This is a genomic window from Streptococcus sp. (assembly GCF_030528045.1).
Lineage (GTDB): Bacteria > Bacillota > Bacilli > Lactobacillales > Streptococcaceae > Streptococcus.
Genome location: NZ_JAUMZR010000001.1, coordinates 97,049 through 119,913, shown reverse-complemented (window position 1 = coordinate 119,913; position 22,865 = coordinate 97,049). Strand labels below are relative to the sequence as shown.

General features: G+C 41.9%; 21 protein-coding genes and 4 pseudogenes. 8 read left to right on the top strand and 17 right to left on the bottom strand.

Annotated features, from left to right (window positions below):
* Window positions 1-87: 87 nt before the first annotated feature.
* The 13 genes and pseudogenes from Q4A91_RS00565 to recJ all read right to left on the bottom strand — a co-directional run bounded on the left by Q4A91_RS00565 (window position 88) and on the right by recJ (window position 13,586).
* Window positions 88-375 carry a rhodanese-like domain-containing protein gene (locus Q4A91_RS00565; RefSeq protein ID WP_303204006.1) on the bottom strand — a complete coding sequence of 96 codons (288 nt, stop codon included), beginning with the start codon at window positions 373-375 and terminating at the stop codon, window positions 88-90.
* On the bottom strand, window positions 372-962 hold the full coding sequence (locus Q4A91_RS00560; protein ID WP_303204005.1) for a uracil-DNA glycosylase family protein: 591 nt from the start codon (window positions 960-962) through the stop codon (window positions 372-374). The genes Q4A91_RS00565 and Q4A91_RS00560 overlap by 4 nt, the downstream gene beginning before the upstream one ends.
* Window positions 963-1,015: 53 nt before the next feature.
* Entirely contained in the window at window positions 1,016-2,416 is a 1,401-nt protein-coding gene (pepV, locus tag Q4A91_RS00555) for a dipeptidase PepV (RefSeq protein ID WP_303204004.1), read from the bottom strand.
* Between the two features lie 12 nt (window positions 2,417-2,428).
* The gene (locus Q4A91_RS00550) at window positions 2,429-3,034 is read right to left on the bottom strand and encodes a nitroreductase family protein (RefSeq protein WP_303204003.1); all 606 of its coding nucleotides are present in this window, start codon (window positions 3,032-3,034) and stop codon (window positions 2,429-2,431) included.
* Entirely contained in the window at window positions 3,021-3,152 is a 132-nt protein-coding gene (locus Q4A91_RS00545; protein WP_303204002.1) for a hypothetical protein, read from the bottom strand. The genes Q4A91_RS00550 and Q4A91_RS00545 overlap by 14 nt, the downstream gene beginning before the upstream one ends.
* Before the next feature lie 55 nt (window positions 3,153-3,207).
* Window positions 3,208-4,062, bottom strand: a pseudogene (locus Q4A91_RS00540) (metallophosphoesterase).
* Window positions 4,052-4,663 (bottom strand): hypothetical protein, encoded by a 612-nt coding sequence (locus tag Q4A91_RS00535; RefSeq protein ID WP_303204001.1) that lies wholly within the window; start codon window positions 4,661-4,663, stop codon window positions 4,052-4,054. Before Q4A91_RS00535 ends, Q4A91_RS00540 begins: the two are co-directional and overlap by 11 nt.
* A gap of 24 nt (window positions 4,664-4,687) precedes the next feature.
* Window positions 4,688-6,511 carry an excinuclease ABC subunit UvrC gene (gene uvrC / locus Q4A91_RS00530; protein WP_303204000.1) on the bottom strand — a complete coding sequence of 608 codons (1,824 nt, stop codon included), beginning with the start codon at window positions 6,509-6,511 and terminating at the stop codon, window positions 4,688-4,690.
* Window positions 6,512-6,612: 101 nt separating this feature from the next.
* Window positions 6,613-7,314, bottom strand: a complete 702-nt coding sequence (locus Q4A91_RS00525) for a M57 family metalloprotease (RefSeq protein WP_303203998.1) — start codon at window positions 7,312-7,314, stop codon at window positions 6,613-6,615.
* Window positions 7,315-7,418: 104 nt separating this feature from the next.
* Complete coding sequence (locus Q4A91_RS00520; RefSeq protein WP_303203997.1) at window positions 7,419-8,198, bottom strand: alpha/beta hydrolase family protein; 780 nt, start codon at window positions 8,196-8,198, stop codon at window positions 7,419-7,421.
* Window positions 8,199-8,266: 68 nt separating this feature from the next.
* Window positions 8,267-9,928: a ribonuclease J gene (locus tag Q4A91_RS00515; protein ID WP_303203995.1), complete on the bottom strand. Its 1,662-nt coding sequence runs from the start codon at window positions 9,926-9,928 to the stop codon at window positions 8,267-8,269.
* Window positions 9,929-10,429: 501 nt separating this feature from the next.
* Window positions 10,430-11,077 (bottom strand): annotated as a pseudogene (locus Q4A91_RS00510) (CHAP domain-containing protein).
* A 289-nt stretch (window positions 11,078-11,366) separates the two neighbouring features.
* Window positions 11,367-13,586 carry a single-stranded-DNA-specific exonuclease RecJ gene (recJ, locus tag Q4A91_RS00505; RefSeq protein WP_303203993.1) on the bottom strand — a complete coding sequence of 740 codons (2,220 nt, stop codon included), beginning with the start codon at window positions 13,584-13,586 and terminating at the stop codon, window positions 11,367-11,369.
* A 176-nt stretch (window positions 13,587-13,762) separates the two neighbouring features.
* On the opposite strand from recJ, the gene Q4A91_RS00500 reads away from it, so the two are divergent.
* The 5 genes from Q4A91_RS00500 (at window position 13,763) to Q4A91_RS00480 (ending at window position 17,597) form a co-directional block, all read left to right on the top strand.
* The gene (locus Q4A91_RS00500; protein ID WP_303203992.1) at window positions 13,763-14,521 is read left to right on the top strand and encodes an amino acid ABC transporter ATP-binding protein; all 759 of its coding nucleotides are present in this window, start codon (window positions 13,763-13,765) and stop codon (window positions 14,519-14,521) included.
* Window positions 14,522-14,531: 10 nt separating this feature from the next.
* The gene (locus tag Q4A91_RS00495; RefSeq protein ID WP_303203991.1) at window positions 14,532-15,326 is read left to right on the top strand and encodes a transporter substrate-binding domain-containing protein; all 795 of its coding nucleotides are present in this window, start codon (window positions 14,532-14,534) and stop codon (window positions 15,324-15,326) included.
* Between the two features lie 12 nt (window positions 15,327-15,338).
* Complete coding sequence (locus Q4A91_RS00490; RefSeq protein ID WP_303203990.1) at window positions 15,339-16,016, top strand: amino acid ABC transporter permease; 678 nt, start codon at window positions 15,339-15,341, stop codon at window positions 16,014-16,016.
* 9 nt (window positions 16,017-16,025) lie between these two features.
* Window positions 16,026-16,685: an amino acid ABC transporter permease gene (locus tag Q4A91_RS00485; RefSeq protein ID WP_303203989.1), complete on the top strand. Its 660-nt coding sequence runs from the start codon at window positions 16,026-16,028 to the stop codon at window positions 16,683-16,685.
* A gap of 129 nt (window positions 16,686-16,814) precedes the next feature.
* The gene (locus tag Q4A91_RS00480) at window positions 16,815-17,597 is read left to right on the top strand and encodes a DUF4037 domain-containing protein (protein WP_303203988.1); all 783 of its coding nucleotides are present in this window, start codon (window positions 16,815-16,817) and stop codon (window positions 17,595-17,597) included.
* A gap of 286 nt (window positions 17,598-17,883) precedes the next feature.
* Here Q4A91_RS00480 and Q4A91_RS00475 read toward each other — a convergent pair whose 3' ends face one another.
* The 4 genes from Q4A91_RS00475 to Q4A91_RS00460 all read right to left on the bottom strand — a co-directional run bounded on the left by Q4A91_RS00475 (window position 17,884) and on the right by Q4A91_RS00460 (window position 21,531).
* Entirely contained in the window at window positions 17,884-18,906 is a 1,023-nt protein-coding gene (locus tag Q4A91_RS00475) for a YdcF family protein (RefSeq protein ID WP_303203986.1), read from the bottom strand.
* A gap of 67 nt (window positions 18,907-18,973) precedes the next feature.
* Window positions 18,974-19,411, bottom strand: a complete 438-nt coding sequence (locus Q4A91_RS00470) for an Rrf2 family transcriptional regulator (RefSeq protein WP_303203984.1) — start codon at window positions 19,409-19,411, stop codon at window positions 18,974-18,976.
* Between the two features lie 166 nt (window positions 19,412-19,577).
* On the bottom strand, window positions 19,578-20,519 hold the full coding sequence (locus Q4A91_RS00465; RefSeq protein WP_303203982.1) for a hypothetical protein: 942 nt from the start codon (window positions 20,517-20,519) through the stop codon (window positions 19,578-19,580).
* Window positions 20,520-20,679: 160 nt separating this feature from the next.
* Window positions 20,680-21,531 carry a metallophosphoesterase gene (locus Q4A91_RS00460; RefSeq protein ID WP_303203981.1) on the bottom strand — a complete coding sequence of 284 codons (852 nt, stop codon included), beginning with the start codon at window positions 21,529-21,531 and terminating at the stop codon, window positions 20,680-20,682.
* 197 nt (window positions 21,532-21,728) lie between these two features.
* Here Q4A91_RS00460 and Q4A91_RS00455 point away from each other — a divergent pair.
* The 3 genes and pseudogenes from Q4A91_RS00455 (at window position 21,729) to Q4A91_RS00445 (ending at window position 22,785) form a co-directional block, all read left to right on the top strand.
* Window positions 21,729-22,104: pseudogene (locus Q4A91_RS00455) on the top strand (hypothetical protein).
* A 73-nt stretch (window positions 22,105-22,177) separates the two neighbouring features.
* Window positions 22,178-22,371, top strand: a pseudogene (locus Q4A91_RS00450) (hypothetical protein).
* Between the two features lie 36 nt (window positions 22,372-22,407).
* Complete coding sequence (locus Q4A91_RS00445; protein ID WP_303203980.1) at window positions 22,408-22,785, top strand: hypothetical protein; 378 nt, start codon at window positions 22,408-22,410, stop codon at window positions 22,783-22,785.
* Window positions 22,786-22,865: the final 80 nt, after the last annotated feature.

The window sequence follows — 22,865 nt, the reverse complement described above, 5'->3', positions numbered from 1 at the left end:
TCGTCTCCTCTCGTGCTTAGTTATAGGTCACCCACTACAGTTGACATAGAGCCGCAAGGGAAGATTAGGGTCTATCACCATAGAGGTTTAAAGATTTTCAAAGGCCGTCATTCCACCTTGGACATTGATAACGTCATAACCCTGTTCAGCTAGAAATTGACAAGCACGCGCTGACCTCATCCCAGATTTACAAATGACATAATGCAAGAGCTCCTTATCCAACTGATCATAAGTATCAGCCAATTGACTAAGTGGTAGGTTGTGTGCGCCTTCTAAATGAAGCGTCTCGAACTCTTCTGCTTCTCTCACGTCCACTAGAGAAAGTTGCTCATTTTGATAAAGCTGGTAAAAATCGTTAAAAGTAATTTCTTTCATTTTGTTTCTCCAAGAATCTTTTGAATTCTTTTTTTCAAATCGGGCACCACTTCTGACTCAAACCAAGGATTCTTAGCCATCCAGATTTGATTACGAGGTGACGGATGCACCAAAGGGAAATAATCAGGCAAATAATCCTTAAACCGATGCACACGGTCGGTCACCTTGCCACTAACTTTCTCCTGTAAATAATAGGCTTGGGCATATTGCCCAATCAAGAGAGTTAATTGGATATTGGGCAACTCTTGCAAGAGTTGCGGATGCCATTTTTCTGCGAAACCTGTACGAGGTGGAAGATCACCTGACTTGCCATGCCCCGGAAAGTAGAAATCCATGGGCAATACTGCGAAATAACCTGAATTGTAAAAGGTGTCCTCATCCACACCTAACCAGTCCCGCAAGCGATCGCCACTCTTATCCTTCCAATAAATCCCAGCTTCTTGCGTTTTAAGCCCAGGAGCCTGACCGACAATATTGATGCGAGCTGTCTTTGGCGCTGCAAAGAGAGGTTCGATTCCACATTCTGTATAGCTGGTATTCTGTGGATCCGCCATAATGGCTTGCTTGATTCTTTCAATTTGAGACATCTGTTTTCCCTCCAAAAAGAAGTCCAAGCATACAATCTCAGACTTCTATCGTTTTATTTGATCAATTCATAAATAGCTTCTGCATAGATTGCCGCTGCTCGGAAGAGATCGTCCAAGGCGATAAATTCGTTGGCTTGGTGCATGGTATCGATTGAGTCTGGGAACATGGCACCGTAGGCAACTCCACGTTCCAGCAAGCGGCCAAAGGTTCCACCTCCGATGACTTGCTCGTGACCTTTAAGACCCGTTTGTTTTTCATAAACATTCAACAAGGTTTGTACAAGTGGATCTTCCATTGGCACGTAGTGAGGTGTGTGACCGTGTTCAGAAAGGCTAACAGAATCAACTGGCAAGTTTTCAAGGATTGACTTGATTTGCTCTGGGCTTGTTCCTTTTGGATAACGGAAGTTAAGGGCAATGGTATTGCCAGCACTTGTTTCATCGAAGCGGAAGACACCGGCATTCATAGAAAGGGCACCCATCTTTTCATCTACATGAGCAACCTTGAGATTTTCACCCTCATGGTCGTTCAAAAGAATCTTACCAGCGATGTCGAGGTAGTCTTTTGCAGGTCCTGCAAAGTCAAACTGACTGAGGAAGAGGGCCAGGTAGGTCGCACCATTGACACCTGATGCAGGCATAGCACCATGAGCTGATTTACCAATCACAGTCACCTTGTACTGGCCGTTTTCTTCTTGGAGTTCTCCTCTGAGTTTGTGTTCTGCAACAAAGGCATCTAGTTTAGCTTGTAAGTCAGCCAGGTCGCCTGAAACAACTGCTGTTGCTGATTCAGGTACCATGTTTTCACGCAAACCACCTGTGAAGCTGTGAAGACGGGCTGCACCTGTATTTTCACCTGCAAAGTGGAGGTATTCCGTGATGTTTCCTTTTTCACCATTGATGATCGGGAATTCAGCATCTGGTGAGAATCCAAAGTCTGGTTTCGCAAGTCCTACATGTTCAAAGTAGTAGTCCATGTCTGCCCAACCTGATTCTTCGTCTGTTCCAACAATAAAGCGAACTTTCTTAGAAGTTGGAAGGCCCAATTCTTTGATGATTTTCAAACCATAGTAACAAGCTGTTGTAGGCCCCTTGTCGTCTGAAGCTCCACGCGCATAAAGGCGACCATTTTTGATAGTTGGTGTGTAAGGATCTGTGTCCCAACCGCTACCAGCAGGCACAACGTCCATGTGGGCAAAGATTCCGAGAACTTCTTCTCCTTCACCAAACTCAAAATGTCCTGCGTAGTTATCGACATTCTTAGTTGGATAGCCGTCACGGTCTGCGATTTCAAGGAATTTTTCCAAGGCTTTTACTGGGCCAGGTCCAAATGGATGTTGCGCATCTGCCTTGCTATCATCACGTTCTGAATTGATTTCCAAAAGGCTAAACAAGTCAGCCAAGAGGTCTTCTTTGCGTTTTTCTACTTCTGCTGTAAAATCAATTGCTGTCATTTTTTCTTCTTTCTATCTTTTCTCGATGATTTCATCCACTGGCAAGCGGTAGCTTGGTTCCAACTTTTCATCTGTGTAACCCACTGCGATCAAGAGTTCTGGGCGGAAACGGTCTTCGATATCCAAAACTTCGTTGGCTTTTGATTTGTCAAATCCAAGGATAATGTTAGAACCGATTCCTTGGTCTGTCAGAGCCAAAACCAAGTTCATGGCAACCAAACCAGCATTGAGAGCTAGGTAGTCGCTGACCTGTTGTTCACTGTAACGTGCAAATTCAGCAGGCAGATTCTTCATAAAATATTGAAGTTGCTCTTCAGAAAAGTTATTAGCACCGCCAACTCTGGCAATCTTGCGGGCACGTTTAGCCAAATCTGTATCTGTAAACAAGGCAATGGTTACAGGCGCTGTTGATACCTGTTCAAAGTTCGAACCATAAGCCAAGGTTGCCAATTCAGCATTTTTCTCACGAACGACTACAAACTTCCATGGCTGGCTGTTGTGGGCACTTGGGGCCAAGGTTGCGATTTCGATAGCCGTACGCACATCTTTGGGATCTACTGGTTTATCAGTAAAATGCTTAGTCGCATGACGTTTTTTATTTAATTCAAGAAATTTCATAATCGATTTCCTTTTCTAATTCTACTGCATCCATTCTACCATATTTTGAAAGAGCTTGCAGAGATTTTTCATAGAAAGAAATTGGAACAAGGATGAGTAACCAAACGATATCCATCATTTAAGTCAGGAATTCCCTCATCCAGTTCCAACTAATTTTCAGGGGGTTAAAGAAACTAGTCTATCTTGTATTCTGACTTTATAGCCTCCAAGAAATCCTTCACATCCTCTACATACCCATGCTTTTCAATTAAACTAGCTAAGAGTTCCATATTGTGCCCCCGATAGTTGTCTTCTCGGCGTAATTATTCATACATTTCGATAAAAGGAAGCCCCTTGGACTTGGCCAATTCTAACTCCGCTTCATAATCATAAGAAACTTTTCGGAATAGAATGTTTACCAATTCCCCATCTTCCACTTCTATCACGGCATACTGGGCACGGTGATTTTTTAACTTTTCCCAATCAAAATAGGGCATGCCAATCGTACCTGGATTGATGATTTGTTGCCCTTGACTGCCGTAACGAAGCAACTGCTTGTGGACATGACCATAGATTGCCACGTCCGTTTTCTCATCTAGGAGTTGGTCAAATTTATCTGTGTTATTCCCAACAGACAAGTCACCACCATAGTTCTTATTTGGCAAATTATGAGAAAGAAAAAAGCGCAGTCCGTCAACTTCTTTCTTTTCTAGCATAGGTAAGTTTCGTAGCCAGACAATCGTTTCAGGATCCATTCGCTCCATCAAAAACTGGGTCAATCGCATGAGCTGGACTTCCTGTGGGTCTTCTAAGCCATATTGCCCATCTAAAGCCTCAAGGACACGATCATCCCAGTTTCCGCGGACAGTCGCTGTGATAGGAAGATTCTTTAGCAGAGCAACCAGATCATTTGCACCTAGACCGGGAAGAAAAATATCCCCCAGAAGCCAGTATTCACTGACTCCTTGTGCTTTAGCATCTGCAATCACTGCTTCTAAGGCAGTCACATTTCCATGAATATCTGATAAAATTGCGATTTTATGGTTCATGATGGTTTCCTTTTTCTATTTCATCTAGCCAATTGTGAAACTCCCAACGAAGAGGATTTTCCTTGCCTATTCTTTGTCTCAAATAACCTTGATATTGAAGATAGAAAGCGTAATCTCCCCAACTACTCCACGCTTGAGAAGGTCTGGGGATACACAACTGTTTTTTAGCCCTCTCTAACACGATGTTATCTATCGGTACGTATAAAAAAGGAAAAACGGAGTCTAGGGTTACAGCTTCAAGCATATACAGATACTTGAAAGTCATATTAATCCACTTTTGAGCATGACCATAAGTGAATCGAATCCCATTTGAGCGATAGCAATCTATTAGAACATCACAAGTCCTATGATGCCAACTATCAAAATCAGTTTGACACAGCTTGTCCCGATTCAAGAGATTTAAAATCGCTTCTTTGATACACTTAGAGGCCCGATTTCTCATCTCCAAGCGCTGTTCATCTGGCATGCCATGAAATCGCAAGGTTCGATTAAAATCCAGATAGGCTCTTGTAGTTGCAGCCAAAAATAAATCTTTTGAATTCCCAAAGTAAGCAAATCGTAAAAAAAGGAGTATATCTCTGTCAATCTCAATCCTATTCATTTCTTCTACTTTCTATCTAGATACTTATTCCAATTCTCTTAATGGTTCCGCTACTTGAGCCAACTCCACTTCTTCATGCGGGTTCAACTTTCTCTGAACAGCTTCTGCGACTGCCCTTGGTACCCCAACTTCGACAATTTCATCTACACTGGCTTCCTTGATTTTAGCGAGAGACTTGAAATGCTTCATGAGATTCTGCTTGCGTTTAGGTCCAAGACCGTCAATCCCATCCAATTGTGATGAAAAGGAGTTTTTGGAGCGCAGTTGCCGGTGGAATGTGATGGCAAAGCGGTGGACCTCATCTTGGATGCGTTGGAGGAGGAAAAATTCCTGAGAATTGCGAGACAACTCCACCACTTCCAGTGAATCTCCAAAGAGCAGTTCATGGGTTTGGTGCTTATCATTCTTTTGCAGACCTGCAATTGGGATATCCAAACCTAGCTCTTCTTGTATGACTTGCTTGGCAATATTGACTTGACCTTGCCCCCCATCAATAACAATCAAATCTGGCGGGGTTAAACCTTCTCGTTGAACTCGACCATAACGTCTGCAAATGACTTCACGCATACTGGCATAATCGTCTGGTCCAACAACCGTTTTTATCTTGTACTTACGGTAATCCTTCTTACTGGGTTTACCATTGACAAAGACCACCATGGCAGACACCGGACTGGTTCCCATGATATTAGAGTTATCAAAGGACTCGATGCGGACTGGGGTCGGGATTTGGAGCAAGCGTCCCAGATTTTCAATAGCTCCTTGGGTCTTTTCAACAGATTTTTCTAGCAGATTGAACTTCTGCTCCAGACTAACACGGGCATTTTTTATGGCTAGATTGACCAGTTGTTTTTTCTCTCCACGTTGGGGTTTGAGAATCTTGGTATCCACCAAGGCCTTGACGGCTTCTTCGTCAATATCCTGCGGAATCAATACTTCATTGGGAACCAGGTGGGATTTTTCTTGATAAAACTGCCCCGCGTAGGTCAAGAAGTCCTCATCCGGATCATTGTAGTAGGGGAAGAGATTGACGTCCCTCTCAATGAGCTTGCCTTGACGAACAAAGAAAACCTGGACACACATCCAACCCTTGTCCACATAGTAGCCAAAGACATCCCGATTTTGGAGATCCTTTGCCATAACCCGTTGCTTGGTCCGAAGCGTTCCAATGGCCTGAATCAGGTCACGGTATTCCGCCGCACGTTCAAACTCCATACTTTGAGCCGCCTTTGCCATTTTACTCTTGAGATCATCGATGATTTTATCATCCTGTCCTTTTAGGAAATCAGAAACCTCCTGAGCCATGGACTTGAAATAGACCTCATCTTTTTTACAGATGGTGTGGGCCATACACTGGCCAATATGGTAGTAAAAACAAACCTTTGAAGGCGGGTTGGTACATTTTCGAAAAGGAAAAATCCGATCCAGTAGTCGCTTGATTTCATTTGCTGCCCCTACATCTGGATAGGGACCAAAGTAGAGACCTCCGTCCTTTTTGACCCGACGGGTGATAATCAATCGAGGATAACGCTCATTGGTGATTTTGATGAAGGGATAAGACTTATCATCCTTGAGCATGATATTGTACTTGGGCTTATTTTCCTTGATGAGGTTAATTTCTAGGAGAAGCGCTTCGATATTGGACTCAGTGACGATAAATTCAAAATCCACAATTTCAGATACCAGAGCCTCAGTCTTGGTATCGTGACTTCCACGGAAATAGGAGCGCACACGGTTGCGCAGATTTTTAGCCTTTCCAACATAGATAATGGTACCGTTTTTATCTTTGTGAATGTAACAACCAGGGCTGGTCGGCAAGAGCTCTAGTTTTGATTTGATCAAGTTATTCATAGTTCCATTATAGCAAAAAGGCCGTGACAGGACGAACAAAAAGCCACACCAATCACTTGATGGAGGAACTTTGATTTTATTGTAGATTGCACCGACTTCATCTAGTCACTACTGGTATAGAGTTCTTGAACAGCCTTCACATCCTGAGGCTGAATTCCATAGTAGGAACCTGCTGGCTGCATGACAGAAGTCTCGTTGGTATGATCCAATCCGATGGCATGCCCCAGCTCGTGCTCCGCCGTGTGCACGATTCGGTCATAAGAATAACCATAGTTTGGATTGGATAGATAATAGTGATTCAGGCGAACCGTTACAGATATAAATTGTTTGGTTAACAAATTGGTTTGACTCTCGGCTTGACCTGCCACAGCGGTCGATCCATCATTCATCTCACTTGCCACAATATCTGCCTGGCTAGGATCCGCAACCACCTCAAAGGTAAAGGCTCCCGTTTGATTCCAGTTTTTTATGGCTTCTGCATAGGCACCTTGGAAGGTTTCATCCATTTGAGGCTCAATATAGATGCGAGCTGAGGCTTGAGCCCACTTGCCTTCTGCATGTTGGTGACTGTCTGTCTGAGACAAGGCTTCCAGCGTTCCCGTCTCCTTCCATTGATTCCAGCCACCTTGACCAATCTTGCTCATTTTTTCAACCTGATTGACCGCAGAATGAAAATCACCAGACAGATACCAAACCACTCCAAAAGCAATGAGCAGTAGAATGACCACAGTCCAAACCAGACGCCAGAAGAAACGCCAAATTCCCAACAGAAATCGGAAGAATAATCGAATAATCCAGAACATGACGTCCCACCTTTCATAAAAATAAGAACCTATCTTGAAATCACATTCTCCTTGATCAAGATAGATTCTCTATTTTACTGAAGAAAGCTGAAAGAAACCTAAAACTAAGATAAGCGCTCTTCCAAGACAAAGTCAATTGGTAGAGTAGCTAAAAAACGTTCCAATTGTTTTTCCCAGTAGTACCACTCGTGCTTACCTGGACTGTGACTATAGGTCACCTCAAAACCAAGCTTTTTGAGGTTTTTCACTGCGAGATTATTGGCAGAGTAGAGATAGTCTTGTTCCCCACACCAAGCCCATAGTTTGGTCTTTTTATCGGATTTTTCAGCCATGCTTTCAAGCGAATGAGGACTAGCTGTCCAGTCTTTAATCTCTCCAAAAACTCCTCGCCAGTAGGCAAGTGACCCCAGATCCTGACTTTCAGGAGAAAATTCCTGAAAACTGAGCGCACCAGAAAAACTAGCCGCATGAGAAAAACGATTTGTCGATAGAGCGAGTTTGAAGGAACCGTATCCACCCATGGATAGGCCTGCTATAAAGATCTTTTCTCGCTTGCTGGTCATATTGGGGAAGAAACGTTTCATGACTTGGGGGAGTTCTTCTGCTAGAGCAGTATAGTAGTTAAAGGCATACTGAGTATCTGTGTACCAGCCATTGCTAGTATTGGGCATGATAACAATGAGATTGGTTCCGCGCAACAAGCGTTCGACATTGGTACGTTTGAGCCAGCTATTTTGGTTTCCTGACATTCCGTGCAAAAGATAAAGGACAGGAATATCTGTGCAATCTGGTTCAGTCACCCGACTAGCATCTGGATAGAGTACGGTAACACCCCACTCCATATCCAAAACTTTTGAGTAATACTCAATATTCATAACTGCCATGGTTGTCTCCTTTTACTATTCTATAAGAAAAAGCCGAATTTCGACTTTTTCTGTAGGTATTCTGCTTATTATTTAGCTTCCATCACGACTGGCAAAATTGCTGGGCGACGTTTGGTTTGATCAAAGAGGTACTTGGTCAAATTGTCACGAACCTTTCCTTTGAGATCTGCCCAGTCAAAGTCATCACCTTGAAGATACTCTTCTACCGTTTGGTTAATCAATTCTGAACTTTCACGGAGAATATCACGGCTCTTCTTGAGATAAACAAATCCACGCGTATGAACACGGGCCTTGGCCACAATTTTTTTCTCACGACGGTTGACAGTGATTGCCACGATAAAGATCCCATCCTCTGACAAGACCTTACGGTCACGAAGGACCACATTTCCAACATCCCCGATGGCATTTCCGTCAATCAAGACATCACCTGCGGAAACTGCTCCAGCTGGGACAAAGTCTCCATGTTCATAAGACATGGTCGTTCCCTTTTTAGGGATGAAAATGCGTTCCGGCAACATCCCAACTGCCATAGCAGCCTTGGCATGCGCATCCAACTCACGGTACTCCCCTTGGATAGGGAAGAGGTAATTTGGTTGCAAAAGATTGATCATCAACTGCAAATCACGCGCATTCCCGTGTCCGGATACTCGCAAGCTTTGAGTAATGAGTTTCACTACACCACCAGCTTGATAGATCATGTTTTCAACACGCGCCATGACGGCTTCTTTGGCGATAGATGGAGTCGTTACGATATAGACCAAGTCCCCATCTTTGATTTCCACATAGCGGTGGCGTCCAATAGACATCTTACGAAGTCCATTGATAGGTTCACCCATACGGCCCGTCTCAAGGATAATCAACTCATGGTCTTCAAAACGAGACATTTCTTTTGGTTTAATCAAGAGACTTTCATTAGCTAGAGATAATTTTTTGAGACGAATCGCAGTGCGGACGATATTTTCAATATCAAATCCAGTCAAAACAACTCTGCGTCCTGTATCTGCTGCAGCATCAAAAACCTGCTGGATACGAGAAAGGTTGCTGGCAACTGCTGCAACGATGATACGACCTTCCCAGTCTGCAATGGTCTGGGTAATTTCGTCTCCAACTTCGCTCTCACTCGCCACCTGGATATTGCTGTCTGCATTCGCAGAGTCACTGAGGAGCACCAAAACACCATCACGACCAATCTCTGCCAAACGAGCAAAATCAGTCGCATAGGATTCACTGGCTGTCTGGTCAAACTTGAAGTCGCCTGTGTAAACAATGCTACCTTCAGTTGTTTTCAGGACTATTCCCAAACTTTCTGGGATAGAGTGAGTTGTACGGAAGAAGGAAACCACAGTCCCTCCAAAGTCGATCTCCGTATCTTCATCAATCACATGAAAGTCATTGAATTTCTTAACCGTATCATTCCCTTTGACAAAGAGTTTGGCCAACTCAATGGTCAACTCAGAACCAAACACAGGCACCTTAGCCTCTGCCAAAAGATAAGGCAGGGCACCAATGGCATCCGCATGTCCGTGGGTCAAAAAGACCCCTGCGATACGATCGCTATTTTCAAAAAGGTAGTCCATATTTGGAATGACGACATCAACCCCTAGTTGTTCATTTTCAGGGTATTTAAGCCCTGCATCCAAAACAAAAATAGAACCATCGATTTCAGCGATGTACATATTTTTACCATTTTCTCGTACACCACCTAGTGTTGTTAAACTAATATTACTCATTTTTCCTCCGAAACTTCATTTATCTTGATTATAGGGCGAATTCACCCTCTTATTCTAAAAGTTCTAAAACTTTCAGCCGAATCTTTTCCTACCATTATACCATTTTTTTGATTATTTTCAAAACGAAGATCGGTTTTTAACTAGAGATTAGTCACTACTGTGAATCGAATTCTTTTACTTTGACTTCTCTTTTGGAGGCTTCATCGAAGATAATGGAAGGATTGCACCATCAAAAATATGGGCTTTTTGAATCAATTTGATTTCAGATACCTTTCTCGAACTCTAAATTTCTCTTTTAGTTCAAAAAAACTTGCTTTTACCTCTCGACTTGAGAACTATTTTCTACAAAGGCATGGTTTATCTACATCCAAAAGCGAGAATTTCCTGTTCGCTACAAAATCTAAAAATTTTTCAGCAATTATCCATTAAGATAGAGGATAACGTTAGGAAATTTTTTCAAAAAGAAAAAAGACTTAGAAACTCTAAATCTTTTTATCATCTTTAGTTTGGATAGATATAAGTGACGTTACCTAAAAATTCATGAGGATTAAAGAAGCCACGGTAATTTGCAATCTGCTTTTGACGTCTGTAGTTTGCTTCCAATACCTAGATAGAGTTTTCACTTTGAACATCTGTTACATAAGCAACGTGTCCATATTCACCACCATCCCAAACGGCGATTGCTCCTACTACTGGAACACTTCCTGTCTTATAGCCTTGAGCACTCGCGTAGATTGCCCATGTGTTGGCATTTCCTCACCAGTTGCTAGCCCAAGGCGATAATTCTTTCACACCCCATGTACACTGACCAACAGGATAAGAGTTTCCATAGTTTGTCGGAGTCTTTTCGACAACATACTCTGTATCCGATACCACATTCGCAGTGCTAGCTGGAGCACTGTAGGTAGAGCTAGCCTGAGCGGAACCACTCACTTCCAATACATCGCCTGGGTGGATAGTATCAAAGATGGTTTTTCCATTCAAAGCTGCCAACTCATGCGGATCCATGTCGTTTGCAGTTGCGATGGCATAAAATGAATCACCGTCTTGGACAACGTAAGAGTTCGCGTGCACAGTTTGAGCCCCAACTGTAGCTAAAATAGCGGTAGAAGTCAAACCAAGAGTCAGTTTCGTAACTGTTTTTTTCATAACTGGATTCCCCTTATATTTTCTTGATAAGAAAATCATACTTGATTTACATGTCAGTTAGTTTAGAGTTATATTTTAGTCATGTTACAAAAATTTATACTTTTACTACATAAGGTTTAAAAGCAGACATCGTATAAAGTGATAGAAGAGAATAAAAAAATGAATCATTTCCCCAACCTTTACATCAGCAAACCATCCAAAAGACTATCCAATCAACCACTCCCACATCAAGCATTTACATTTATCCGACAAAAAGAGACCGAGATAGGTCATCTCAGTCCCTTTCCATCTATAACTCCATTAAAAAGTCATATATTTCTTGCACGGTACCCAACGCCATCATTTCTTGGTCCTTAACGGTCTGCTTGAGTTTTTGGTAAATCTGACTTTCAGCAATTTCCCTTTTCGGCGCTTCTTTATTGACTGTCATGACACCATCTTTGATCGTCACAAAGCCCAGCTCTTCAAATACTTGGATCATCTTGACCAGCAAGATTTGTTGGATATTGAGATAAGTTGCCAAATCTTTGAGCTTGTAGCGAATATCAAACTCTGGGAACTGGTAAATGGTCTTGTACAATTTTGCAAACTGTTCTCTAGTCCCATAACCTGTTAGGTAGTAGGCCTTATCAATGTCATTTTTGAAATAGACAGCAGAGAAATGTTTTTTCTGAAAAATGGTCTTCAGCAAGGTAATATCTTCAGGAATGGTTTCCACAACCACAGCATCACTATTCGCCAAATCCGGCAACTCTCCAGAGAAATCCAAGACTGGAACTCCCTCTGGCAAGACTGCATTCTTCCCACGAATGTTAAAGAGTTGAACACCTTCCACACGCGCATCTACCATCATCAACTGCAAAGCAGTTTGCCCATTCCATTGGTTGACAGACAAGGTGACTGCCAATTCTAGGTTTTTTGTTTGGGCAAACTCTGTTGCCCATCTACCTTGTCCAAAGGCCACCACTTCAAAACTCGCCTCACCCTTGGAAATTTTTAGTTTGAGGTGGGCATTGCCTGCCCCCATAGTACGGGTACTTTCGACATGAAAATCCTTGATATAAAAGACAGGTTTTTGATTGTCCATTCCAAAGGGTGCCAAGCGTTCAAAACTTTTAACCGTTTCTAAACTAAGAGTCTCCAAATCCAACTCTTCATCTAGATTTAACTTATTCTTACCACTAGCATCTGCACCTTTTTCACGGACATAGTCTTCCAAAATCTGAGATAAATCTGAAAGTTTCTCCACTTCCAGCGTCATTCCTGCTGCACCAGCATGGCCACCAAAGGCGATAAAGAGGTCTCGATGAGGATCCAGAGCTTCAAAAATATCGACTGCTTCCACACTACGAGCGCTACCCTTGGCACAACCATCTTCTATATTAAGAACAATAACTGTCTGCCCTAGCTCTTCCAACAAACGACCAGCAACGATACCCAGAACGCCAGGATTCCAGCCTTCCTTGGCCAAAACCTGGACCTTCTTCTCAGGATCCACCATGGTCTTAGCTTCTTCATAAATTGACTGAACGATTTCCTTGCGCTCTTCGTTTTTCTGGTGAATCATGAGGGCAATCTCATGCGCTTCCTCGTCGTCAAACCCAGTCAGCAAATCAATGGCAGGGTTGGGGTCGTCCAATCGCCCCAAGGCATTTAAACGAGGGGCAATCTGGAATCCAACCGTTTCTTCTGTCACTTCATTAGCAGCAATCCCAGCCATGTCCATCATTTCTTGTAGACCAATACGCTGAGTATGCCCTAGCATTTCCAGACCATATTGAACCATGATACGGTTTTCATCCGTCAAGCTCACCATATCGGCAATAGTTCCGATGGCTACCAAATCGAGTAGTTCCACTTGCACTTCTTCTAAAAGAGCGCAAGCTAGCTTGAAAGCCACTCCGCATCCGGCCAAATATTTGAAGGGATAATCCGCATCTGGATGCTCAGGGTGAACAATCGCATAGGCATCAGGAAGGGTTTCCGGCATGGAATGGTGGTCGGTCACAATGACATCCACACCCATAGTCTGAGCCAGTTCAATGGCTTCATGACCTGCAACCCCATTGTCCACTGTCACAATCAAGGAAATTCCCTCTTGCTCGATAAAGCATTTATAGACACTGGCATTTGGCCCATAGCCATCGGTAAAACGATTGGGTAGGTAAACACGGCACTCAGCGCCAAGCTGTTCCAAACTTTCCTTCACAATCGAAGCTGAAGTCATACCGTCCGCATCGTAGTCTCCATAGATGAGAATGTTTTCCCCTTCTTCAATAGCCTGACGAATCCTTTTCACTGCCTTATCCATATCATGGAGCAGATAGGGATCATGTAAGTCCTCTAAAGAAGGTTCTAGAACCTTCTTTAGACTTTCTTCATCCTGAATCCCTCTTTCAAATAATAATCGAGCCACCTCAGGACCCAGTCCAGCCTTCTTGGCTATCTTTGTAAAATCCGCATCTTCAACCTGCGGGGCAAACTGCCATTCATAAGTAGGAGTTATCAAAAAACATCCACTCTTTCTAAGAATTCTATCGTTTCATTATAACATGATTTAGGCATTTTCTCTATCCAGATTGCTTTTTTATAACATTTTAGTGAATTTTTTTCAGATATGATTTGACAAGAACATTCTTTTGGTGTAGAATCATGTTATAAAACCTAACACAAAGGAGATCTCTCATGGCTTTAGTAGAATTTAAAAACGTCGAAAAATATTACGGAGACTATCACGCACTCCGCGACATCAATCTCCGTTTTGAAAAAGGACAAGTTGTTGTCCTGCTTGGACCTTCTGGTTCTGGGAAGTCCACTCTTATCCGTACGATTAATGGTTTAGAGGCTGTTGACAAAGGAAGTCTCCTAGTCAATGGACACCAAGTAGCAGGTGCTAGTCAGAAAGATTTAGTTCCTCTTCGTAAGGAAGTCGGCATGGTTTTTCAACATTTTAATCTTTATCCACACAAAACAGTGTTAGAAAACGTGACACTAGCGCCCATAAAAGTTCTAGGAATTGATAAAAAAGAAGCTGAAAAAACAGCCCAAAAATATCTGGAATTTGTAAACATGCGGGACAAGAAAGATTCCTATCCAGCTATGCTATCTGGTGGTCAAAAACAGCGGATCGCGATTGCTCGTGGTCTTGCCATGCATCCTGAGCTCCTCCTCTTTGATGAGCCAACATCTGCCCTTGACCCTGAGACTATCGGTGATGTACTAGCAGTTATGCAAAAACTGGCGCATGACGGGATGAACATGATCATCGTTACCCACGAAATGGGCTTTGCTCGAGAGGTTGCGGACCGCATTATCTTTATGGCCGACGGAGAGGTTTTAGTAGATACGACAGATGTCGATGACTTTTTTGACAATCCAAGCGAACCTCGTGCCCAACAATTCCTCAGCAAAATTATCAACCACGAAAGTGACAAAGTCAAATAAGGAGGCGCCTATGAAAAAGAAATTCTTTTTATCCGCATTATTGATTAGCCTTTTTAGCCTTGCTGCTGCCAAACCAGTCCAGGCTGATACCAGTGTCGCAGACATTCAAAAAAGAGGCGAACTGGTTGTCGGTGTCAAACAAGACGTTCCCAATTTTGGCTACAAGGACCCCAAGACAGGGACCTATTCTGGTATCGAAACCGACTTAGCCAAGATGATTGCAGACGAACTCAAAGTCAAGATTCGCTACGTTCCAGTTACCGCTCAAACTCGTGGGCCGCTCCTAGACAATGAACAGGTCGACATGGATATCGCAACCTTTACCATCACAGATGAACGCAAAAAACTCTACAACTTTACCAGTCCCTACTATACGGATGCTTCTGGTTTTTTGGTCAATAAATCCGCCAACATCAAAAGCATTGAGGACCTAAACGGAAAAACAATTGGGGTTGCCCAAGGTTCCATCACCCAACGCCTTATTACTGAATTGGGTAAAAAGAAAGGTCTAACCTTTAAATTCGTCGAACTTGGTTCCTACCCAGAATTGATTACTTCCCTTCACGCTCACCGTATTGATGCCTTTTCCGTGGACCGTTCTATCCTGTCTGGCTACATTAGTAAACGGACAGAACTACTAGATGACAGTTTTAAACCATCTGACTACGGTATCGTCACCAAGAAATCAAATACCGAGCTAAACGACTATCTTGATACCTTGGTCACTAAATGGACCAAGGACGGTAGTTTGCAGAAACTTTATGACCGTTACAAGCTCAAACCATCTAGCCATACCGCAGATTAAGGAGGACACCCCATGACAGATTTATCATCTTGGACAGCCTATTTTCAGGATTTTGGACAATTTTTCAATGGTTTCCTCTTCACCCTTGCCCTAGCGGTTGGTTCCTTTATCCTCGCCATGGTTTTGGGCATCTTCTTTGGGGCCATGTCAACCAGCAAACGCCCATTCTTGCGTGTTTTGGCTCGTATCTTTGTCGAATTTTACCAAAATACTCCCCTCTTGGTGCAGTTTGTCATCGTCTTTTATGGTTTGCCTCTTATCAGTGAACACACCATCATGATTCCGATTTATTGGACAGCTGTACTTTGTGTAGGACTCTATCACGGCGCCTATATCGCTGAGGTTATTCGTTCAGGGATTCAGTCTATTCCTAGCGGTCAAATGGAGGCCGCCTTGTCGCAAGGTTTTACCTATATCAGTGCCATGCGCTTGATTATCTTGCCTCAGGCCTTCCGTATCATTCTCCCACCTTTGACCAACCAAATCGTCAACCTCATCAAGAACACCTCTACAGTTGCCATCATCTCTGGAGTAGACTTGATGTTTGTGACCAAGTCTTGGTCGTCTCTCAACGGAAACTATATCCCAGCCTTTTTAGGCGCTGCTTTTCTCTACTTTGCCCTATGCTTCCCTGTTGCCCAGTTTGGTCGCAAGATGGAGCAAGCCAACAAAAAAGCCTATTCACTTTAGGAGGTTACTATGGAATCTATTTTAGAAGTTTTGACCCCAGATAACCTAATCTTTATCTTTAAAGGATTTGGCTTGACCCTCTACATTTCTCTGATTGCTATCGTCCTCTCGACCCTTATCGGAACAGTGCTAGCCGTCATGAGAAATGGGAAAAATCCTGTCTTACGGATCATCTCCGGCATTTATATCGAATTTGTACGTAACGTTCCCAACCTCCTCTGGATTTTCACCATCTTTTTGGTGTTTAAGATGAAGTCCACACCAGCTGGTATTACAGCCTTTACCCTCTTTACCTCAGCAGCCTTGGCTGAGATTATCCGGGGCGGTCTTAATGCCGTGGACAAGGGGCAGTATGAAGCAGGAATGTCGCAAGGATTCACCTCTGCGCAAATCCTCTACTACATCATTCTCCCACAAGCGATTCGCAAAATGCTGCCAGCTATCATTTCTCAGTTTGTAACTGTGATTAAGGATACCAGTCTTCTCTACTCTGTTATCGCCCTACAAGAACTCTTTGGCGCTAGCCAAATTCTCATGGGACGCTATTTTGAACCAGAGCAGGTCTTCAGTCTTTATATCCTGATTGCCTTGATTTACTTTATCTTTAACTTTGCCATTTCTAGCCTGTCTCATAAGCTAGCAAAACGTTGGCAACAAGCTGCAGAATAAAAACGAAATGTGAACTCGAAACAAGGGTTCACATTTTTTGCTATAAATGAAAAAGAGCAACTCAATGCTATGAAAACGTTTTACTTTTTGGTAAAATGACTTTAAAACCATAAAGCAAGGAGAAAAATCATGATCCACGAACTTTGCAAAAAATTCTCTCAACTGGAACAAGTAGAAGCTATTGCTCTTGGTGGTTCTCGTGCAGGACAAGCCTACGATCAAAACTCTGATTATGACGTTTATGTCTATCTCAACTCTCCTATTGATGAGGCGAATCGCCTAAAAATTTTGAGTAAATACTGCTCCTATATGGAAATTGGAAACCAGTTTTGGGAGTTAGAGGACGACTGTGTACTAAACAACGGTATCGAAATCGAGTTGATTTATCGTTCGCTGGAGTCGTTTGAACAGGAATTGAACTCAACTGTTTTTCAGCATCAAGCCCAAAACTCTTATACAACCTGTATGTGGCATAATCTACTCCACAGCAAGATTCTATATGACCCGAATGGACACTATGCTTCTCTCCAAAGAACCTACCAGATTCCCTATCCACAGGAACTCAAAAAGCATATCATCGAAAGGCAACTCCTTTTGCTAGAACAAGCCATGCCTGCCTTCTCTCACCAAATAGAAAAAGCTATCAAACGCCAAGATCTTCTCAGTATGAATCATCGTACGAGTGAGTTTTTTGCTTCCTACTTTGACTTGTTATTTGCGCTCAATGAGCAAACCCATCCTGGTGAAAAACGAATGTTGGAGTACGCAAAGACCAATTGTACACTCCTCCCTAAGCAATTTGAAGAAACTATTCGCAAGTATTTCCAACTACTCTACCAACCACAACAAGGAGAAAAAGCGATCGTAACCTTGCAAACTATCCTGAAGGAACTAAAAGCCATTTTGCCATAGACCAAAAAGAAAATGTGAACCTCTGTTGCTGTTCACATTTTTATTTGTCGTTGACTGTAAAATTCTAGTCTACTCATATTCAGTTGCCTATTTTTGACTCTCTCTGAAAATCTGCAACTAGGTTAGAAATTGTTCAATTGATTGACGAGCAATCATGAAACCGTTCCAAAAACCGCACTCACAATCACTTACCCTGCTCTTTCATTACTAGTGACAATTTTTCCCTTAGGGTTACTACAAGATTTTTTAGAGATTCTAACAAGAATTACAATATGAATTTTACATATTACCATAGAACACCTCTATAGGAGAAAATCAGAGCTAAAATTAATAAAATATAGAAGGCGAGAAAAAGCCATCTCATCTTCACACATAGAGCAATGTATTCTCTGATAAAGGCCGATGGGATATAGTAGGCGGCTGTACTGCAACCAAGACCATCTCCCTTCATCCCAATACGGCGAGCATAGGTACTGGTACGAAAAACATGGTAATCATTGGTCACAAAGAGAAAACGTGGACTGGCCACCAGCTTCTCTCCCATTTCTTTTGAGAAGAGAAGATTCTCATAGGTCGTCGTTGAGTCTTCCTCTAGGAGAATCGCTTCTCTCGGAACATCCGTCTCTTCCAGCAAATAATTACAAATTGCCTGAGCCTCGGAAATCTTCTCATCCCCACCTTGACCACCACTTGCGATGATTTTAACATTGGGATTGAGAGACTGGTGATAAGCTTCTACTGCCTTGTCAATGCGACTCTTCAGTAAGGGAGTGACTTTTTCTCCATTCAACAAGCCTGCTCCGTGAATGATGATAAAATCATAATATTTTTTCTTAGGAATGAAAAGATACAGAATGGAATAAAGCAGAAATCCTGCAAAGGCAAAACCAAAAATCAAATACGAATAAATCAAAAAGAAAAAGATAATATTCACTAGATGATTGGTGTAAAACAAGCCCTTGGTACCGCTCACTCGAATCGCCATGATCACAAAAAAGAATAGAATCACGCAGCCTAATCCTAGAGACAAATAATTTGCCTTGGATTTTCCTTCTTTTTTCAATAACACAAATCCATTATAAATAAGGAAAAAACCACTTAGAAAAACTAAAAGAGGCAGCAGGAGAAAAATCCCTGCAAAGAAAACCATGTGCACTTCTTTCTGCCCAGCTTCGTAAAAAAAATTGGCAATGGACATATAAGAAAAGAGCAGAGACAAAAGCAAGAGAGCTGGATTCCAGAGACTACGATTGTCCCTTAAAAACGAAACGAGAAAAAGTAGGACAAAAAATCCTGTGATAAAGTACATAGTCTCCTCCTTTAATGACTACATTGTACCATAATTATGGCAATAGAAAAAGAGAACCTTAGTCCTCTCACTTAGATAGTTTATTCTGAGCATCGGCTACAACCTGAGCCAGGCTTGTCTGACGCAGTTGGTTTTCCATAGCTGCTTGAACATCGAACAACTTTTGGTCCAAGACCGCATGGATATTCGCACCAATTGGGCAATTAGGATTTGGATTGTCATGGAAACTAAAGAGCTTACCGGATTTTCCTAAACACTCTACAGCTTGGTAGACATCCAACAAACTGATCTCTTGAAGGCCTTTTATTATCTCAGTTCCTCCCGTACCACGAGCAACTGAAATCAATCCAGCTTTTTTGAGTTGCGATAAAGTCTTACGGATAATGACTGGATTGACTCCGACACTAGCCGCAAGAAAATCGCTGGTTACTTTACTATCTGTATCCTGCATTGCAATAATAATCATCATATGAGTCGCAATTGTAAATCGGCTTGAAATTTGCATCTTCTTCTCCTTTCATTGATATTTTATTCATCTTTTCCCGTATAAACATTATACCTTTTTTGCTTATCCAGTCAAATATTAACGACTGATTATCTTCTCAATGCAAAAAGTCCTGTATCCCTCTTGGCAACCAGAGCGGTAGAGGGCATACAAAGACTTATTTTTTTTATGCAATTTTACGGACAATCCCTTTTGTTTTATGACTTGACCAGACTGAGCTGATAGACACCCCAGCACCAACTAAGGTAAACACAGCTAACATAGCTAGATTATAAAAATAGTTATCTGGGAAATCACCGCTAAAGATTAGTTGGTTCACCACTCGGAAAGCAAAGGCAAACTCAACCCCTAGTTTGGAAACGACTTCCATCGCCAAATCAATTTGATTCACTAGAAAGACAGTAATCACCATCCAAATAGAGGAAATCACAATTCCCTTTCGAGATACCTTTCTTCCAAGGATTTCATATCCTTTAATGGTACAAATCCCCAGAACAATACCCGCTACCATAGCTACATAACCTAGACGAGCGATAAATAGAGCAACTGCTCCACCAATCAAGGCTCCCAGCAAGGCACCAACCGCTCCAAGAAGAACATTTTCCTTTTGATTTTGATAAGAATCTACCTCAATCTGAAGATTGCTCTTCAGCAATTGATAGCTTTCCTCGTTGATAAGGAAAATTGAATCACCTAATTGATAGAGACCAACGGGACCCTCCTGACCGCTATAGGCACACACTTGGACGAAATGATGGGTTTCAAGGAATGCAACGAGGTCTGTTATGAGCGTCTGTAACTTTTCAATTGTTTTTGATTTGCGCATGGCACCTTTTACGACAAAAGAAACAAGGTACTGGTTGATAGACAAGGTCGACAAGTTTGGAAGAGATTCACTCTTAAACTCATCCCAAACCATTTCGTTTTCTTCTGAATCCGCAGGATTGCCATTCAAACTCACACTGACACAAAGTCGAAACTGATTTTTCACGTCAGTTTCTTGCAGGAATAATAAATAGCCTGACTGCGTGCCATAAATACTACGCGAATCTTCGTCAAATTGCAAGCCCAACTCCGAGGCAATAGCGTGTAACTCTTCTGGTTTCATTATTTGTCTCCTCTTATTTTGAATATCAATTAGTATGAGATTCAAATTATTTATATTCCGTTATTCTAACATAAATTTGAGAAGCCGTCAATTCGTATCCAGTTCGACTTATCGGAAAACAACAGTTCCTAGACTATCTGTTTTCTAGCTAGAAATCCTCTTAAAACCAATCTTTCTTGTCTCTTTCCATCCAGAGTTCAACATCCTGGTCATAACCTTCTTGTTCACTAATCTGACCTAACAATTCATGGTTATGAGTATGGTGAATCCCATTTACCAAACTTTCATAGTAGATTTGGAAATAGGGGAGCTTCAAATCCTTAGCCAACTGCAATTCAGCTTCCACATCATAATCCACTCGACGAAAATCAACATCAGACAAACCTGCTTCATCAAACTCTAAGATCATATACTGGGCCCGCAGGTCCTTACGCAACTTCGCATCTAGAAAGAAAGGTTGTCCAATGGAACCTGGATTAAGAATCAACTGTCCATCACTTCCGTAACGAAGCAACTGTTGATGAATATGGCCATATACTGCGATAGAGGCGTGTGGATTAGTGACCAATCTATCAAAATCTTCTTGTTTTCCCGTATGAATCAACTCTCTACCCCAGTTTTTATCGGGGAGATGGTGTGTGATTCCCACCATCAAATCACCAAACTGACGATGAACTTGTATGGGTTGATTATTGAGGTCTTCGATTTCTTCAGGGCTGACCTCCTCTAAGATGTACTGACTTTGACGCAGGAGATAACGATGACTCGCTATTGTAGGATCTAACTTGCGATGCAGGCCTCGCCAGAGACTATTCTCCCAATTTCCAAGAACTCTTACTGTAATAGGCAAACTTGCTAAAAGATCCAAGATCCTTCTACGTCCTGTTCCTGGCATAAGAATATCCCCTAAAAGCCAGTATTGGTCTACCTCTGCCGCTTTAGCATCAGCCAGTACAGCTTCTAAAGCTGTCGTATTTCCATGTATGTCTGAAAGAACTGCTATTTTGGTCATTCTTTCTCCTTAATCTCACTTACTTCTTTTGTTAGTATTATAACAGAAAACACTCGAAAAGATCTCTATCACCGATTACTGGATTAAATTGTAAGAGCCTCCAAATCGTGCTATAATACAAGTAGAGATTCCCCCTTCATTTAGGATTATGTGGTCTACAATATCTCTCAATTTTTCCAGATTGGAGGACTATTGCCATGCGGAATTATCTTAAGTATATCCCATACTACCTTGTCACTTTCTTTTTTTTACTGGCCACTCTATGAGCTCCTCTCTCTACTCATCTCTGACCCATATACACTGAAGGGACTGTACATTTATAACATCATCCTCTTTTCACCTCTGGTAACCTTTATCGTATCGCTACTTTATAGCTATCGATTTCATTTCTCACTTTGGTGGCTACTCGGTATTGGTCTGCTCTATTGCTTTACCATCATCACTTTTGGCGAATTCATCCTACTTTACTTCCTAGCCTATGAGCTCTTTGCCCTACTTGGCTTGGCTGCTGGTATGGGTATCAGGCATCTCTTCCAGCGAGCGAAAAACAAAAAAATTATACAAAAACCTTGAAAATTCTCGCAATCATGCTATAATAATGCATAGAGACAAGTCACTTAGTCCCTTTCTACTAGAGAGTGCGTGGTTGCTGGAAACGCATAGAAAGCCTAAACTGATACTACTCTACTGACTTTTATGCAAACATAAAACGGTGGCCACGTTAAAGCCAATCAGAGGTGTCCCTCTTTTTTGAGGAACATGAATGAAGGTGGAACCACGTTGCGACGTCCTTTTAGGATGTCGTTTTTTGTTTGGAGAATAGAGATATTGCCAGGTTAAATGAAACATAGCTAAGAAAAGAAGATGGAGGTTGATATGAATAAATCAATGTCTTGGGTAATTCCCTGTGCCTTCCTTATCGTCTATGTATGGCTAATGAAAACTCTCAGTCTATGGGGGTTAGAGTACATTGTTGTCTTTTCATTTTTTGCATTTGTTCCTCTTTTGCCATTTTTTGCTCCTTTTCTTGCTATCTTAATGTTTTTTAAGAAAAAGAAACTCATCCTATCAGGATATTTTCTAAGCCTAACTGCTGGTATTTATTTGATTAATGCTATAAGAAACTATCCACTAAGGATATACATGAGAGGTGAAATGACTGAAGAGCAATACTTATCTCTTATCCTTTCCTTGGTATGCTATCTATGTATTTCTACGCTTTTCTTTATTTTCAGACTGAAAAAGCTAAAATGAAATTGATTTAGCAAATCGACTGCTATTATTCTTTGTTGATAGTTAGTTTCCCACTTCTTCAAATCTCAGTTATAAAATAT